Here is a 15,838-nt window from a genome sequence, read left to right on the forward strand (position 1 = left end):
GCAAGAGGCCTGCCATGCAACCGTCCTGCCACAGCCGCGTTGAGGTTCATGGATTTCATGCCGAATGTCTGGATCAAGAAGGGAGACTTCTCGCTGCGCGAGGTTGTCTCGGTCCCCGATGCGGCCGAATTTCTCGAGGCGTGGCCGCACGACAAGCGCAATCCGTTCTTCTACCTGGCCGAGAACGCCATGCAGGCCGCCATCAACGGCTCCATCCCGGTCGAGGAAGCAAGAGACGCGTTCGAGACGTTTTGCACTGAGGCAGGAATACTGGCCGACGAACCGCCGAAGGGCTGAATTGGGCCTGCCTCCATTCTTGACGGGAAAGGCTGCCGTCGCCATTTCTTTGTCAGCTTGTCGCGGCCATCGCGGCAATGTCCGCTTGCTCGAGAAGACGGTCGAGGACCGAGGAGGAAGTGATGACCGCAAAAGCCTTTTCCCGCCCGATCTTCGTCAAGAACGAGGATCAAACCATCCGCGAAATCGCCTGTATCACCGATGCGCTCGAATTCCTGACGAAGTGGCCGGAAAACCGGCGCGGCCCGATCCACAACACAGCCGTCCGCGCATGCCAAGCAGCGCGCGAGGGCCGGCTGACCGTTGACGGCGCGCGCAACGCGTTTGCCGGTTTTGCCCGTTCAGTGCGCATTCGCGAGGCCGGCCCGGTGTCTGTCGAGCCGTGGATGATCACGCCAAAGCGTGGCCGCATGCCGATCTAGATTGGCGATGTCGAGGACAGGTTTCGCAGGCCGTAAACCGGCGTACCCGGCCTCAGCAATTGTGGATGCCCGGGCGCTGTCACGGCATAGCGAAGCCGTTCAACGAGCGGCAAAGCGCCTGTGCAAGATGGCGGTCATGTCCCGGGCAAGTTCCGCCACGATGCCGCCTCCCTCCCAGGAATAGAGCGACACGACCATCGACGGTTCGGAGCCGAAAGCGGCGGACTGGCGGACCCGGCGGCCGGTCGTGGTGCCGACCGGAAGCAAGGAGAGGCCGAGACCGGCCTCCACGGCTGACAGGACGCTGCTCAGGCTGCTGCTCGTGAACGCGACGTACCAGCGCAGGCGTTCGCGGTCGATCCGCTCGAACATCGCATCGCGATACAGCCCGCCCGGCGGAAAGGTGACGAGCGGCAAGGGTTCGGGCCAATTGGGACTTGCATCGGCGCTTTCGAACCAGGCGATGGCCTCTGGGAATGCGGCGCGATGATCGGCGCTTGGCGTAGCTTCCTTGACCACGACGATGTCGAATTCTCCGCCGCGATAGCGCTTCGTCAGGTCGAGGCTGAGGCCCGCGGTGACATCGAGGCGTACTTCGCGGTGCCTTTTTGCAAATTCCGCGAATGCGTTCGTCATGGTGCCGGTCGCTATGTCGTCGGGCAAGCCGATGCGGATCGATGCGGTTCCGGCCGTGTCTGCAAGCAGGAGTTCGGCTTCACCCTGGAGCAACAGGATGCGCCGCGCGTGCCCGATCAGGCGTTCGCCGGATGCTGTGGTCCTGACCGGCCGCGCAGCCCGATCGATCAGCTCCCGGCCCACAGCATCCTCGAGCCGGGCCAGTTGCTGGCTGATCGTCGATTGCGTCATGTGCAGGCGGTCGGCGGCAAGCGTGAAGCTTCCCGTGTCGGCGATGGTCACAAAGGCGCGCAGCAGCCGAGGATCCAGCATATCAGTTCATTATCATCGTGCATGATTATCATTCATATATCCCATTTGCGCATGAAATACCAAGGCGCTAGGCAAGGACGAGCCTTCACGGCTCGCTCCATTGCTCTCATCGCTTTCGCGCAGTGGCCCAAGAGGCCGCGCCGTTACAGGTTTTTCCGTGCTGGCATTCAGGCAAAAGCAGCTTTCGGCCCCCGGCGATGGCCTTCACGGCCGGCAACGCACCATCGCAACCTGCGCCGTGCTGCTGAACGTATGCATGGCCAACCTCGATACGGCCATCGCCAATACGGCCCTGCCGACGATCGCTCGCGACCTGAACACGACCGAGGCCCAATCGATCTGGATCGTCGGCGCCTACCAACTGGCGATGGTCGCTTCGCTGCTGCCCGCCGCCGCACTTGGCGAAATCGTCGGTCTCCGGCGCATCTCGATGGGGGGGCTGGTGCTGTTCACGCTGGCCTCGCTGGTCTGCGGCCTTGCGCCCTCGCTCGAATGGCTGGTGGCGGGGCGCGTCGTCCAGGGCGTGAGTGCTGCCGGCATCCTGGGTACCGGGGTGGCGATGATGCGCTTCATCTATCCGCACGCCCTGCTGGGGCGCGGCATGGGCCTGAATGCCCTGGTGGTGGGGCTTTCGTTCGCGGCAGGGCCGTCGGTCGCCTCTGCCGTTCTCAGCCTGACCAGTTGGCACTGGCTGTTCCTGATGAAGGTGCCGCTTGGCCTGATCGGCATCGTGATGGGGTTGTATGCGCTGCCGCCGACGATCCGCAGCGCCCGGCGTTTCGACGGCTGGGCGGCAGCCTTGTGCGCGCTGTTCCTGGCGACGACGGTGTTTGCGCTGAACACGGCCGCACAGGGGGCGTCGTGGGGAACTGTGGCGACCAACGCCACGATCGCCATTACCAGCCTCGCGGTTCTCTTGAAACGTCAGGCCAACCGCCCGGCACCGATCCTGGCCATCGACCTGCTGCGAAAACCGATCTTCGCCCTGTCGTCCGTCGCCTCCTTCTTCACCATGATCACCCAGGCGCTGGCGTTCGTATCCTTACCGTTCCTCTTCCAACTGCTCGGCTATACGCAGGTCGAGACAGGCTTCCTGATCACGCCATGGCCCGCCTTGCTTGCATTTTCGGCCCCGCTGGCCGGCCGCTTGTCCGACCGCATTCCCGCCGGCTTGCTGGGCGGCGTCGGCCTCGCCGTGCTGAGCCTGGGCATGCTCCTGCTGGCAGCGATGCCGCCCGAGCCGGATGCACTGGATGTCGCCTGGCGCATGGCTGTCTGTGGCGCAGGCTTCGGCTTTTTCCAATCGCCCAACATGCGCACCATGATCACGTCCGTGCCACCCGAACGCAGCGGCGGCGCTGGCGGCATGTCCAGCGTCATCGGCAATCTGGGCCAGGCCTGCGGTGTCGCAATCGTGGCCGCACTCTTCAATCTGTTCGGCGCACACGGAGCGGTCATCGCCCTGTGGCTGGGCGCAGCATTTGCATTGTTGGGCAGCGGCGCCAGCTTCGTGCGGCTGCGCTACCGGCCCGCCATGGGTCTCGAACCGCTCAAGACACTGCAGGATCGAGCATTCTCCTGAAAGGGTGCGCATTCAGCAAATCACTGCAAATTATCCAAACATTTAATTTCAGAATGCTGGTGGCTGCGCCATATAGACAAGATCATGACTGCAAGGTCGGAGGCCGCCATTGGCGGCTCGTTTGCGGGGTCAAAAAGAATGCAGCGATAGTCTGCAGCGCAAATGGAAGAAGAAGGAAGTCGCATGGCGGACTTAAGATTTCGCGCGGGTTGGAGTGCAGCGTATAGCCTGCTCGCCCTGTTGTTCATGTTGTTCAATTCCATTCCCTCGTCTGCTTCAGGAGAGAACATGACCGAGTTTCAATTGCATGCGGCGGCGGCCAGCGACGATGTTGCGGCCATCGGGCAGCTTCTGTCGAACGGTGCCGAGATCGACACCCGCGACAAGGATGGGCGCAGCGCGCTGCTGGTCGCGACGCATGGCAACAAGGTGAACGCCGCCAAGGCGCTGATCGAGGCCGGCGCCGACGTCAACCTCAAGGACAACATCAATGACAGCCCCTACCTCTATGCGGGCGCGCGCGGACATATCGAGATCCTGAAGCTGACGCTGCAGCATGGGGCCGACCTCAAGAGCACCAACCGCTATGGCGGAACGGCGATCATTCCAGCCTCCGAACGGGGACATGTCGATACGGTGCGCACGCTGATCGAGGCGGGCACCGACGTCGACCACGTCAACAATCTCGGCTGGACCGCGCTGCTGGAAGCCATCATCCTTGGCGACGGCGGGCAACGCCATGTCGACATCGTCAAGCTGCTGGTCGACGCCGGTGCCGACGTCAACCTCGCCGACAAGGACGGTGTGACGCCGCTCAGCCATGCGCGCTCCAGCGGTTATGACGCCATGGTTGGACTGCTTGAAAAGGCCGGCGCCAAGTGAGCGAAATCGACAGCTTCCTTGGCGAGGCGATCGCCCTGGCATTCGACAATGTCGAGCAGGGCGGGCGGCCGTTTGGCGCTGTCGTCGTCAAGGACGGCGCAATCGTCGCCCGCGCGGTGAACCGCATGCTGGCCGACAACGACCCGACGGCGCATGCCGAGCTTCTGGCCCTGCGCGCCGCGGGCAAGGCACTTGGATCGCCACGGCTCGACGGCTTGTCCGTCTATGCAAGCGGGCAACCCTGTCCAATGTGCCTAGCCGCGATGCGCATGTCCGGCATCAAGGACATCGCGTTCGCCTATTCGAATGAAGACGCCGAAGCCTTCGGCCTGTCGACCGCCGCATATGCTGCCGAGCTGTCGAAGCCGCTCGACCAGCAATCCGGGATCAGGCACTGTCCTCCGAAGGCCGAGGACGGGCGCAATCTCTATCAAGCCTGGCAGGCGCGCGCCGAGTCGAAGTCGTAGGCCAATGCCGGCGCTGCGCCATCAGTGTCGCACTGATGGCGCCTTCATCGACGTCCGCCGCATCATCACCGAAAACACACGCCGCGGGGCTACGCTTCGATGGCGACGATGGCCTCGATCTCGACGGTGATGTTGTCGGGCAACGAGCCAAACCCGACGGCGGAGCGGGCATGGCGGCCACGCTCGCCGAACACCTCGAGCAGCAGATCCGAACAGCCGTTGATGACCTTGGGGTGCGCAGCGAAGTCCGGCGTCGCGTTGACCATGCCGAGCAGCTTGATGACCCGGCGAACCCTGGACAGGTCGCCTGTTGCCGCGTGGAGGATGGAGAGCAGGTTGAGGCCTGTCAGGCGGGCATCGTCATAGGCCTGTTCGATGCCGATCTCGGCGCCGACCTTGCCCGTCCGCAAGGTGCCGTCGGCGAGCTTCGGCCCTTGACCGGAGAGGTAGAGAATGTCGCCCTCGCGGACGAACGGGACATAAGTGGCAATGGGCGAGGGCGGCGGCGGCAGGGTGAGGCCGAGCGCGGCAAGCCTGTCATAAGGGGTCATCGATCAGTCCTGGTATGTTTCTGCAAGTTCCGCCTGGCGGATGCAGGCGACGCTGTGGCCGGGGCCGACCGTCTCGCGTGTCGGGACGGTTTCGGCGCAGGCTGCTATCGCATGCGGGCAGCGCGTGCGGAAGACGCAGCCGGATGGCGGGTCGAGCGGACTTGGGATGTCGCCCTGCAGGATGACCCGCTCGCGCCTGACGTTGGGATCGGGCACCGGTGCGGTTGCCAGCAGCGCCCGCGTATAGGGATGTCTGGGTTTGGCATAGACGGAGCGCGCCGGCCCCTGTTCCATGATGCGGCCGAGATAGAGCACGACGATCTCGTCGCAGAGATACTCCACCACCGTCAGGTCGTGGGAGATGAAGATCATGGTCAGGCCGAGTTCGCGCTGCAGCTCCTGGATCAGGTTCAGCACCTGCGCCTGCACCGAAACGTCGAGCGCCGACACCGGCTCGTCGGCGATGATCAGTTCCGGCTCGACCGCGAGCGCGCGGGCAATACCGACGCGCTGGCGCTGGCCGCCGGAAAACTCGTTGGGATAGCGGCTTGCATGCTCTGGGGACAGGCCGACGCGCGTCAGAAGCTCCTCGATCCGGGCCTGGCGGGCAGCCCCCTTGGCGAGGCCGTGGGTGTCGATCGCCTCGCCGATGATGTCGCGGACCCGCATGCGCGGGTTGAGGCTCGAATAGGGGTCCTGGAAGATGATCTGAAGGCGGCGCCGGTAGGCGCGCAGGGCCTTCTCTGGCAGGCTGAAAAGGTCGACGCCGTCGAAGATGGCTTTGCCCGACGAGGGCTCGACCAGCCGCAGCAGGCAGCGCCCGGCAGTGGTCTTGCCCGAGCCGGATTCGCCGACGATGCCGACGATCTGGCCGCGCCGGACATCGAAGGAGATGTCTTCGACCGCCTTCACCGGGCCGCTGCCGGTCAAGAACTGCTTGCTGAGCCCGCGCACCGACAGCAGGATGTCGGCATCGTCAGGCGCTTGCGTCGTGTGCGTCGTGTCGGTCACAGAAGTTCGTGCCTCCAGCAGCGGGTCAGGTGTTCGGGCGAGGCGTTGAGCAGGTCCGGCGGGACCGATTCGCAGTGCGCCTCGGCAAGCGGGCAGCGCGGGGCGTATGCGCAGCCGGCCGGCAGCGCCAGTACGCTCGGCACGCTGCCGGGGATCGGGTTGAGCATCTTGCGCGTGCCGTCCTCGGCGCGGTCGCGCTTGGCGTCGGGGATGCAGGCGAGCAGGCCCTTGGTGTAGGGATGGCGCGGCCTGGCGAACAGGTCGTGCACCGGCGCCTGCTCGACGACGCGGCCGGCATACATGACCGCCACCTCATGGGCGATCTCGGCGACGACGCCGAGATTGTGGGTGACGAACAGGATGCTCATGCCGATCTCGCGCTGCAGCCGGCGCATCAGGTCGAGGATCTGCGCCTGGATTGTGACGTCGAGCGCGGTGGTCGGCTCGTCGGCGATGAGCAGGGCAGGATTGCAGGCGAGTGCCAGGGCGATCATCACCCGCTGGCGCATGCCGCCGGACATTTCGTGCGGGTACTGGTCGAGGCGCTTGTCGGGCGCCGGGATCTCGACAAGTTCGAGCATCCGCCGGGCGCGAATGCGCGCCTCGTGGCGGCTGATCGGCTCGTGCAGGCGGATCATCTCCATGATCTGGTCGCCAACGGTGTAGAGCGGGTTCAGGCTCGTCATCGGCTCCTGGAAGATCATGGCGATCTCCTTGCCGCGGATCGCCCGCATCCGCTTGTCGCTCAGCGTGGCGAGATCGACGACGCCGCCGTCGCGCATGCGGTAGAGCAGGCGGCCGCCGACGATGCGGCCGGGATGCGACAGCAGGCGCATGATCGACAGGCTGGTCACCGACTTGCCCGAGCCGGACTCGCCGACGACGGCGAGCGTCTGGCCACGACGGACGGTGAGGGTGACGCCGTCGACCGACTTGGCGGTGCGTGTACCCATGATGAAGTGCGTGCGCAGGTCTTCGGCCCGCAGCACGATGTCGTCGGCGAGCGCGTCTGGATGATTGTCTGCGTTGGGTGTGGACATGGCCATGTCAGAGATCCTTGCGCAGGCGCGGATCGAGCAGGTCGCGCAGGCCGTCGCCGACAAGTTGAAGCGAAAGCACGGTGAGGATGATGGCGAAGCCGGGGAAGATCGTCATCCAGTCGGCCTGGCCGACATATTGGCGGCCGGCCGCGATCATCGTGCCCCAGGTCGGGATTTCCGGGCTGACGCCGACGCCGAGGAAGGACAGGCCGGCTTCGGCCAGCATCGCGTAGGCGAAGATGAAGGTCGCCTGCACCAGGATCGGCGAGACGAGGTTGCGCAGGACATGTCGCGTCATGATGCGCCATGTCGGCACACCGAGGGCGCGTGCGGCCTCGACATAAGGGAGTTCGCGGATCACCAGCGTCGAGGCCCGTACGACGCGCGCCAGGCGCGGGGCATAGACCACGCCGAGCGCGATGATGACGGTTGCCAGCGATGGCCCGAGTGCTGCGACAAGGGCGATGGCCAGCAGGATGTCGGGGAAGGCCATCATCGCATCGATGATACGCGAGACGATCCCGTCCGCCTTGCGGAAGAAGCCGGCGACCAGGCCGAGCGTGATGCCGACGGTCGCGGCAAGTGCAGTGGCTGCCGCGCCGACGAGCAGCGACAACTGCCCGGCATAGATGGTGCGGCTGAAGACATCGCGGCCGAACTCGTCGGTGCCGAAGAACCATGTCGAGCTCGGCGGCTTGAGCCGGTTGACGATGGACAGCTTGCTTGGCGAATAGGGCGCGATCAGCGGTGCGAGTACGGCAAGCAGGGTGATCGCCACGATGATGGCGAGGCCGATCGCAAGCGTCTTGCGCTGCAGGATGAGCGTCGAGATGCGTGGGGTGTCCACGCTGGGGGCGGATGCGGCGGCCATCAGTAACGTACCCGGGGATCGATCATGAGGTAGAGCAGGTCGATGCCGAAATTGATCAGCACGTAGATCGCTGCGATGACGAGCAGGGCGCCCTGGATGACGGGATAGTCGCGCCGCAGCACGGCCGACACCACCAGGTTGCCGACACCAGGCAGGCTGAACACGGTCTCGGTGACGACGGCGCCGGAAACCAGCAGGGCGGCGGTCAGGCCGATGACGGTCAGCACCGGGATCAGCGCGTTCTTGAAGGCGTGCTTCATGATCACCCGGAATTCGCCCATGCCCTTGGAGCGGGCCGTCCGGACATAGTCGTCATTGAGAACGTCCAGCATCGAGGCGCGGGTAAAGCGGGTGATCAGCGCCGACGAGACGACACCGAGCGCGACTGCCGGCAGTACGAGGTGGCTCATGCGCGTCAGGAACGAGGCATCGGGGCCGCCATAGCCGGCGACCGGGAACCAGCCGAAGCGGACGGCGAAGACCTGGATCAGGATCAGGCCGAGCCAGAAGCTCGGGATGCTGGCGGCGAGCATGGTGAGGGTGGTCACCGCCTGGTCGAAGAAGCTGCCGCGCTTGTAGGCCGACATGATGCCGACGGGCAGTGCTATGGCGCTGGCGATCAGGATCGCGAAGATGGTGAGGAAGAAAGTCGGCTCGGCGCGATCGAGCAGGGCGCTGGCGACGGGCATGTCGAGGAAGATCGAATGGCCGAGGTCGCCGCGGGCGAGCTGGGCGAGGAAGTAGACATATTGTATGGGCAGCGGCTGGTCGAGGCCGAGGCGCACCCTGAGCACCTCGATATCGGCAGGCGTTGCGTCCGGGCCGAGCATGACTGCAGCCGGATCGCCGGGCGCGACGCGGACGATGACGAAGACGATCGTGACGACCGTGAACATCACGGTCAGCATGCCGAACAGGCGTTGCAGGACGTATCGTGTCATCGATCGGCTCCCATTGACCCGCCGGCGCGACCTTGGCCGCGCCGGCGGAGATTGTTCTTGTTACTTGGCGATATAGGCGTTCCAGAAGTACGGCCAGGCCGACGGCGTGAAGCCCGCGAGCTTCGGCGACTTCGCCGACAGCGCGTTGAAGTCGCCGACCTTGTAGAAGGGGGCCTCTTCATAGATGAGCTTCTGGATGTCGGCGAAGATCGCGACGCGCTTCTGCGGGTCCATCTCGGTGTTGAGGGCGACGACGAGCTTGTCCTTGGCCTCGCTGGCCCACCAGCCCGGATAGGACGAAGGCAGCGGTGCGATCAGCGCCGGATCCGGCAGGAACGGGCTGTGGGTGATGAAGATGTCCCACAGCGCCGGCTCGGCACGGCGTTGCACCAGCGTCGCCCAGTCGACGACGTCGAGCTGCACCGCAAGGCCAGCGGCCTTGAGGTATTCGGCCGCGACCTGCGCCATCTTGTAGTGGAATTCATACTGACGGCTGGTCAGGATGCGGACCGGCTTGCCATCGTAACCGGCTTCGGTGGCAAGCGTCTTGGCCTTTTCGGGATCGGCCTGGTTGTAGCCTTCGATGCCGGCGTCCGAACGCCACTGGTAACCGTCGGGGTAGAGCGCGCCGTCAAGGGCGAAGAACTCGGGCTTGCCGAACGCGGCTGCCATCATGTCCTCGGCGTTGAGGGCTGCCTGCACGGCCTTGCGCAGGCCGGGCTTGGTCATCATGCCTTCCTTGTTGTTCATGATGAACATCGGCCAGCCGAAGGACTTGAGCACCAGCGGCTCGGTCTTCTGCTGACCGTTCAGGCGGTCGAACGCCTCGACCGGCAACAGGTCGGCATAGTCGTATTGACCGGCGATAGCACCTTCGACGCGGGTATTGGCGTCCGGCACTGGCACGAAGCGGATCTCGTCGAGATACTGCTTGCGGGCGCCGCCGAAGCCGTCGGGCTCGCCTTCGCGGGCCTTGTAGCCGTCGAAGCGGACGAGCTGGAGATACTGGTCGGCCTTGCGCTCCTTGATCATGTAGGGACCGGTGCCGACATATTCGGCGAGCGTCTCGGCGATCTTCTCCGACGGCAGCACCACGGCGGCCGAATTGTTGAAGGCCAGCAGTGCGGTCAGCGGCGCGAAAGGCTGCTTGAGCGTGACCTGGACGGTGTAGTCGTCGACGGCTTCGAGCTTATCGACATTGGCGGCGACCAGCTTGCCGCGCGAGGCAACCTCGAGCCAGCGCTTGAGCGATGCGACCACGTCCTCGGCGGTCATCGCCGAGCCGTCGTGGAAGACGATGCCCTGGCGCAGCTTGATGGTGTGGACCTTGCCGTCGGCCGACACCTCGGGCAGCGCCTCGGCCAGCAGCGGCGCGACGTTCCAGTCCTTGTCGAAGGTGTAGAGCGTCTCGAAGAAGTGCTGGGTGACCATGCCGAGCAGGTCGCCCGTTGCGGTCATCGGATCGAGCGTGGTGAGTTCGCCGATCGTCGCGACGTTGACGACGCCGCCGCGTTCCTGTGCAAAGCCTTGTGTCGCAACAAGCATGCTTACGCTTGCCAGCCCTGCGATAGTCAATTTCTTCAGCATGGTTCCCTCCCTATATCCAATTAAAAGTTGCCGGTAATTCTCAATTCGCCTTTGTCAGCGACCTCACCACGCGCTCCAGTTCGGTCACGACCGCGTCGGTGATCAGTTCGCCCTTGCGGGCGCTCGCCGTGGACGGATCGCCGACCACGCCGGTTCCGCCGGACATCTGATGCATGGTGCGGAAGAGCGCTCCACGGCTTGCCCGGATCATGTCGGCGTTGGCCCAGTCGTAGGTCTCGACATAGGACATGTCGCCGATCAGCTCGCGCCGCACGTTTTCGGGGGCGGCGAGCAGCATCAGTGAAGTCTCGAATTCACAGGCGTGGTTGACGCCGGCAAAGCCGCTCTCGCGGATCGCTTCAAGTTCGGGCGCCACCAGCCGCCACCAGGTGAGCATGGCGATGGTGCACTCGCGATGGCTCGAACCGAAGCTCTCGAGCAACACCTGCCCGACGGCCTGGTTGCCGCCATGGCTGTTGAAGATGACGAGATTGGTGAAGCCATGGCGCACGACGCTTTCCAGGATGTCGCCGACATAAGCGAGGAAAGTCTCGTGGCGCACGGTCAGCGTGCCGGCAAAGTCCATGTGGTGCTCGGAGCAGCACACCTTGACCTGCGGCAGGATGAGCACCTTGTCGCCCATGCGCTGTTCGAGCCGGTCGAGGAAGTGGCCGCCGATGGCGACGTCGGTGTCGATCGCCAGATGCGGGCCGTGCTGCTCGATGGCGGCGACGTTGATGATGACCGGAATGGAGCGATCCAGTCCGGCAAACTCGTTGGTGGTGAGCTTTTCCCAGCGCATCTGCTGTCCCTCAGGCGATCGTGCGTTCGGAGGTGCGGAAGCGGGCGAGGGCGGCCTCGTCGAGCTTCACGCCAAGTCCCGGACCGTCGGCCGGAATGCCGACATGGGGCGGCTCGAAGGCGAGCGGGGTTTCCAGCAGGTCATGCGTACGGATCATGCGGCCGAAGATGTCGCCCGGCCACACACAGCTCTTCGCCGCCGCCGACTGGTGGACATACATCGCCTCGAGGATGCCGAGATCGATTTCCGATCCGTGCCAGCAATAGAGGCCGGCGGTTGCGGCGATGTGATCGAGCACCTGGAACTTGGCGAGGCCGCCGTTGAAGTTGAAGCCGTCGACGGCATTGTGGGCGATGGCGTTGATGGCGTCGTGCGGCCGCTGGCCCTGGAAGACGTAGGGCAATGAAACGTGCAGCACGATCGGGATCGAGGAGAAGCGGCGCAGTTCGGCGAAGTCGAGCTGCATCCAGCGCGGCAGCGGGTCCTCAAGCAGAAGCACGTTGCCGACGGCTTCGAGCTCGCGGATGATGCGGCGGGCGTTGCCGGCGTTCTCCCAGCGCTGGTTGGGATCGAAGATGACCTTCATGCCCGGCGCGTGCTGCTTGATCTCGGCGCACCAGCCGGCGACGTCGTCTTCGAGGTCGCACTTGAACTTGATGACCTTGTAGCCCTGCTCGTGGTAGCGCTTGACCCAGGGGCCGACTTCTTCCTGCGTGCGGTGGCTCGACCATGCGCTGACAGGCACGCGGTCGCGGATGGCGCCGCCCAGCAGGCGGTGCATCGGCACGCCGAGCGACTTGGCATAGGCGTCCCAGATCGCGCATTCGAAGCCGTCATATTCGCGGCACAGCGGCAGCGGCAGGTCCTGCAGCGGCAGGTCCATGATCGACTGGCCGAGCAGGTTGGCGCAGATCGCCTCGATGCGCGGCCATTCGTGGTCGCGGTAGAACTCGCCAAGGCCGACGGTGCCGTCGGCTAGCGTCATGCGCAGGACAAGCTTGGGCAGTTCGTCGAACTGCATGCTCCAGGCCGCCTTGCCGCCGACGGGCAGCATGTGAAGCGGTTTTGCCAGGCTGTCCGAGTTGATGACACCCTTGTGCGCCGGCACGATGACCTCGTCGAAGCGGAAGGAAACAATGGTTTTGTCGGCTATCGGCATGGTCGGCTTTCGGATGGGCTGAGGTGTTGTTTCATCGAAGGATGTAGTTTTATTACTCACATGTCAACGCATGCGGAGTAAAATTTCACACCCTGTGCAAAGCGCGGGAGCGTCCGCCATCCGTGGGATGCGGAAAGCTCGTTATCTATTTGTCTTTGCTGAATAAAACTATCTCACGCCGAGATGCTGCGGCTCTCGCTGCGGTGTCCGGAATTGCGGTGCGGGCCGACCGATTAGTCGCCGATGGGCTGGTTGTCGGTGCTGCCGTGCAGTGCGACGAGCGTTGAACGCGCCCGCCACAGCTTCTTGCCGACCGTGCTGCGGCGGCGTGCACCGATCAGCGTCGAGATGCAGTCGAGCACGAACAATTGCCCGTAGCGTCCACGGTTCGGCATGTAGAAGAATTTCTCCTCGTCGAAGGCGACGAGGGGCACGTTGACGGTGGCGTGGCTGGCCAGGGGGCTGCCGGGATGGGTGACGGTGACCACCTTGGCATTGAGTGAGGTGGCGAGTTTGGCGCTGTCGATCAGCGAGAGCGGCTTGCCGGTGACCGAGAAGATGAAAAGCACGTCGTCGGCTTCTACGGTCGAGGCGATAATGCGTTGCTTGTAGGGGTCGGCGGTCGCCGAAACTGCCAGGTCCAGGCGAAAGAGCCGGTTTTCCGCTTCGCGTGCGACGTTTGCCGAACTGCCGCCGACGCCGAAGCAGAAGATGCGGCGCGCCTTGTGGAGCAGTTCCGATGCCTGCTCCAGCGCAGCCGGGTCGCGCTGCGAGAAGGCCACGGCGAGGGCCTGGATCGTCGCCTCGTAGACGTTTTCGGCGACGTCGGGGCCCGTTTCCGCCGCCCAATTGCGCTCGCCGACGATGTACATGCGGCCGACCGCATAATCCTGCGCCAGCCTGATCTTGAAATCGGTGAAGCCGTCGCAGCCGATGCGCCGGGTGAAACGGATGATGGTCGGTTCGCTGACCTTTGCCCTGGCCGCAAGTTCCTTGATCGGTAGCCGCGTCGCCGCTTCGATGTCGTCGAGAATTGCGTTGGCGATCGCACGGTCGGCCGGGTTCATGTCATCGTTTTCGATGCGGAGCCGGTCGATCAGGTTGGCTTGATTTCCCATATGGCCTTCATCGATTTGACGAGTCTGTTTGTCTCATCGTTACCATAAGCGGCTCTTGGAACAACCATCCGGCCGAACAGGGAGGGGCGGGAGGCGGTTTGCCGGGCCCGGCAGCCACGGTCGCGGGGGGCGAGCGCCGAGCCGCCCGTGTTCAAGCTTTCGGAGTGCAGACCGTCGAACGCGTCAGGAAGCGCTTCTCGCGGCCATTGTCGAGCGAGAACATGCCGCCGCGGCCGGCAACGACGTCGATGATCAGGTCGGTGTGTTTCCAGGCTTCGAACTGCGAGGCACCGATGTAGACGGGGGTCTCGCCGACCGTTCCGAGCAGCACGTCGTTGTCGCCAACGATGAAATCGCTGCGCGGATAACACATCGGCGAGGAGCCGTCGCAGCAGCCGCCGGACTGGTGGAACAGCACCGGCCCGTGGTCGGCGATGATTTCGGCCAGCAGGGCGAAGGCCTCAGGCGTGGCGGAGACCTTGTCGAGGGACATCTTTTCAGGCATCGCAGGAACTCCCGCACTTCAGGCGCAGTCGGCGCGGCATTTCTGCCGCGCCGCGCCCTGGGAGGCGATCAAAAGAAGCCGAGCTTCTTCGGGCTGTAGCTGACCAGCATGTTCTTGGTCTGCTGGTAGTGGTCGAGCATCATCTTGTGCGTCTCGCGGCCGATGCCCGACTGCTTGTAGCCGCCGAAGGCCGCGTGCGCCGGATAGGCGTGGTAGCAGTTGGTCCATACGCGGCCGGCCTGGATGGCGCGGCCGAAGCGGTAGAGCCGGTTGGCGTCGCGGCTCCAGATGCCGGCACCGAGGCCGTAGAGCGTGTCGTTGGCGATAGACAGCGCGTCGTCGTCGTCCTTGAAGGTGGTGACCGACACCACCGGGCCGAAGATTTCCTCCTGGAAGATGCGCATCTTGTTGTGGCCCTTGAACACGGTCGGCTTGACGTAGTAGCCGCCGGCAAGGTCGCCGGGCAGATGCGCGCGCTCGCCGCCGGTCAGCACCTCGGCACCTTCCTGACGGCCGATGTCCATGTAGGACAGGATCTTCTCCAACTGCTCGGACGATGCCTGCGCGCCGATCATCGTCGCCGGGTCGAGCGGGTCGCCCTGGACGATCGCCTCGACGCGCTTCAGCGCCCGCTCCATGAACTTGTCGTAAATCTTCTCGTGCACGAGAGCGCGGCTCGGGCAGGTGCAGACCTCGCCCTGGTTGAGCGCGAACATGACGAAGCCTTCGATCGCCTTGTCGAAGAAGTCGTCGTCTTCCGACGTCACGTCCTGGAAGAAGATGTTGGGCGACTTGCCGCCGAGTTCGAGCGTCACCGGGATCAGGTTCTGGCTGGCATATTGCATGATCAGCCGGCCGGTCGTCGTCTCGCCGGTGAAGGCTATCTTGGCGATGCGCGGGCTCGAGGCCAGCGGCTTGCCGGCTTCGAGACCGAAGCCGTTGACGATGTTCAATACGCCGTCGGGCAACAGGTCGCCAATCAGGTCGGCCCACAGCATGATGGAGGCGGGGGTCTGTTCGGCCGGTTTCAGCACCACGCAATTGCCGGCGGCAATTGCCGGCGCCAGCTTCCAGCAGGCCATCAGCAGCGGGAAGTTCCATGGGATGATCTGGCCGACGACGCCGAGCGGCTCGTGGAAATGGTAGGCGACGGTGTCGTCGTCGATCTGCGACAGGCTGCCTTCCTGGCTGCGCAGGACGCCGGCGAAATAGCGGAAATGGTCGATGGCCAGCGGCACGTCGGCGGCAGTCGTCTCGCGGATCGGCTTGCCGTTATCCCAGGTCTCGGCGAGCGCCAGCAGGTCGAGATTTTCCTCCATGCGGTCGGCGATGCGGTTGAGGATCAACGCGCGGGCGGCTGGGCTGGTCCTGCCCCAGGCGTCCTTGGCCTTGTGGGCGGCGTCGAGCGCTGCCTCGATGTCGGCGGCGTCGGAGCGGGCGATTTCGCCGAGCGGCCGGCCGGTGACCGGCGAGATGTTCTCGAAATAGCGGCCGGATTTCGGCGCGACCCACTGACCGCCGATGTAGTTGTCGTAGCGCTTGGCGAAGGGCACCTTGGCGGTGCGCGAAAACTCGACCTTGTTCATGAACTTCCTCCCGAGAAGCAACGCTGCGGGATGCAGCGCGTCGGGAGGAGCGTCGGAGAATATCCGGGC

17 protein-coding genes are annotated in these 15,838 nt (G+C 64.6%); 5 read left to right on the top strand and 12 right to left on the bottom strand.

Annotated elements, in window-relative coordinates:
• Nucleotides 1-48: 48 nt before the first annotated feature.
• A complete protein-coding gene (locus tag GGQ99_RS01330) occupies nt 49-297 on the top strand; it encodes a DUF982 domain-containing protein (protein WP_183260126.1) in 249 nt (82 codons plus the stop codon).
• A 122-nt stretch (nt 298-419) separates the two neighbouring features.
• On the top strand, nt 420-719 hold the full coding sequence (locus tag GGQ99_RS01335) for a DUF982 domain-containing protein (protein WP_183260128.1): 300 nt from the start codon (nt 420-422) through the stop codon (nt 717-719).
• A 99-nt stretch (nt 720-818) separates the two neighbouring features.
• Here the strand turns inward: GGQ99_RS01335 and GGQ99_RS01340 are convergent, their stop codons facing one another.
• Nucleotides 819-1,667 carry a LysR family transcriptional regulator gene (locus GGQ99_RS01340; protein WP_183260130.1) on the bottom strand — a complete coding sequence of 283 codons (849 nt, stop codon included), beginning with the start codon at nt 1,665-1,667 and terminating at the stop codon, nt 819-821.
• A gap of 157 nt (nt 1,668-1,824) precedes the next feature.
• On the opposite strand from GGQ99_RS01340, the gene GGQ99_RS01345 reads away from it, so the two are divergent.
• The 3 genes from GGQ99_RS01345 (at nt 1,825) to GGQ99_RS01355 (ending at nt 4,598) form a co-directional block, all read left to right on the top strand.
• On the top strand, nt 1,825-3,249 hold the full coding sequence (locus GGQ99_RS01345; RefSeq protein ID WP_183260132.1) for an MFS transporter: 1,425 nt from the start codon (nt 1,825-1,827) through the stop codon (nt 3,247-3,249).
• Between the two features lie 288 nt (nt 3,250-3,537).
• Nucleotides 3,538-4,131 carry an ankyrin repeat domain-containing protein gene (locus tag GGQ99_RS01350; RefSeq protein WP_246389373.1) on the top strand — a complete coding sequence of 198 codons (594 nt, stop codon included), beginning with the start codon at nt 3,538-3,540 and terminating at the stop codon, nt 4,129-4,131.
• Nucleotides 4,128-4,598 (top strand): deaminase, encoded by a 471-nt coding sequence (locus GGQ99_RS01355; RefSeq protein ID WP_183260136.1) that lies wholly within the window; start codon nt 4,128-4,130, stop codon nt 4,596-4,598. The genes GGQ99_RS01350 and GGQ99_RS01355 overlap by 4 nt, the downstream gene beginning before the upstream one ends.
• Before the next feature lie 89 nt (nt 4,599-4,687).
• Here the strand turns inward: GGQ99_RS01355 and GGQ99_RS01360 are convergent, their stop codons facing one another.
• The 11 genes from GGQ99_RS01360 to adh all read right to left on the bottom strand — a co-directional run bounded on the left by GGQ99_RS01360 (nt 4,688) and on the right by adh (nt 15,769).
• Nucleotides 4,688-5,149: a RidA family protein gene (locus GGQ99_RS01360; protein WP_183260139.1), complete on the bottom strand. Its 462-nt coding sequence runs from the start codon at nt 5,147-5,149 to the stop codon at nt 4,688-4,690.
• Nucleotides 5,150-5,152: 3 nt separating this feature from the next.
• Nucleotides 5,153-6,115 (bottom strand): oligopeptide/dipeptide ABC transporter ATP-binding protein, encoded by a 963-nt coding sequence (locus GGQ99_RS01365; RefSeq protein ID WP_183262322.1) that lies wholly within the window; start codon nt 6,113-6,115, stop codon nt 5,153-5,155.
• A gap of 41 nt (nt 6,116-6,156) precedes the next feature.
• The gene (locus GGQ99_RS01370; protein WP_183262323.1) at nt 6,157-7,200 is read right to left on the bottom strand and encodes an ABC transporter ATP-binding protein; all 1,044 of its coding nucleotides are present in this window, start codon (nt 7,198-7,200) and stop codon (nt 6,157-6,159) included.
• Between the two features lie 7 nt (nt 7,201-7,207).
• Entirely contained in the window at nt 7,208-8,071 is an 864-nt protein-coding gene (locus GGQ99_RS01375; protein ID WP_183260140.1) for an ABC transporter permease, read from the bottom strand.
• Complete coding sequence (locus GGQ99_RS01380) at nt 8,071-9,012, bottom strand: ABC transporter permease (protein WP_183260142.1); 942 nt, start codon at nt 9,010-9,012, stop codon at nt 8,071-8,073. Before GGQ99_RS01380 ends, GGQ99_RS01375 begins: the two co-directional genes overlap by 1 nt.
• Before the next feature lie 60 nt (nt 9,013-9,072).
• The gene (locus tag GGQ99_RS01385) at nt 9,073-10,596 is read right to left on the bottom strand and encodes an ABC transporter substrate-binding protein (RefSeq protein ID WP_406874022.1); all 1,524 of its coding nucleotides are present in this window, start codon (nt 10,594-10,596) and stop codon (nt 9,073-9,075) included.
• A 43-nt stretch (nt 10,597-10,639) separates the two neighbouring features.
• Entirely contained in the window at nt 10,640-11,401 is a 762-nt protein-coding gene (locus GGQ99_RS01390) for a creatininase family protein (protein ID WP_183260146.1), read from the bottom strand.
• A 10-nt stretch (nt 11,402-11,411) separates the two neighbouring features.
• Nucleotides 11,412-12,560: a mandelate racemase/muconate lactonizing enzyme family protein gene (locus tag GGQ99_RS01395; protein ID WP_108607502.1), complete on the bottom strand. Its 1,149-nt coding sequence runs from the start codon at nt 12,558-12,560 to the stop codon at nt 11,412-11,414.
• Nucleotides 12,561-12,793: 233 nt separating this feature from the next.
• On the bottom strand, nt 12,794-13,678 hold the full coding sequence (locus GGQ99_RS01400; RefSeq protein WP_108607503.1) for a MurR/RpiR family transcriptional regulator: 885 nt from the start codon (nt 13,676-13,678) through the stop codon (nt 12,794-12,796).
• Nucleotides 13,679-13,829: 151 nt separating this feature from the next.
• Nucleotides 13,830-14,183, bottom strand: a complete 354-nt coding sequence (locus GGQ99_RS01405) for a DUF779 domain-containing protein (protein WP_246389375.1) — start codon at nt 14,181-14,183, stop codon at nt 13,830-13,832.
• Between the two features lie 68 nt (nt 14,184-14,251).
• On the bottom strand, nt 14,252-15,769 hold the full coding sequence (gene adh, locus GGQ99_RS01410; RefSeq protein WP_183260148.1) for an aldehyde dehydrogenase: 1,518 nt from the start codon (nt 15,767-15,769) through the stop codon (nt 14,252-14,254).
• Nucleotides 15,770-15,838: the final 69 nt, after the last annotated feature.

Source organism: Aminobacter niigataensis (assembly GCF_014200015.1).
GTDB lineage: Bacteria > Pseudomonadota > Alphaproteobacteria > Rhizobiales > Rhizobiaceae > Aminobacter > Aminobacter niigataensis.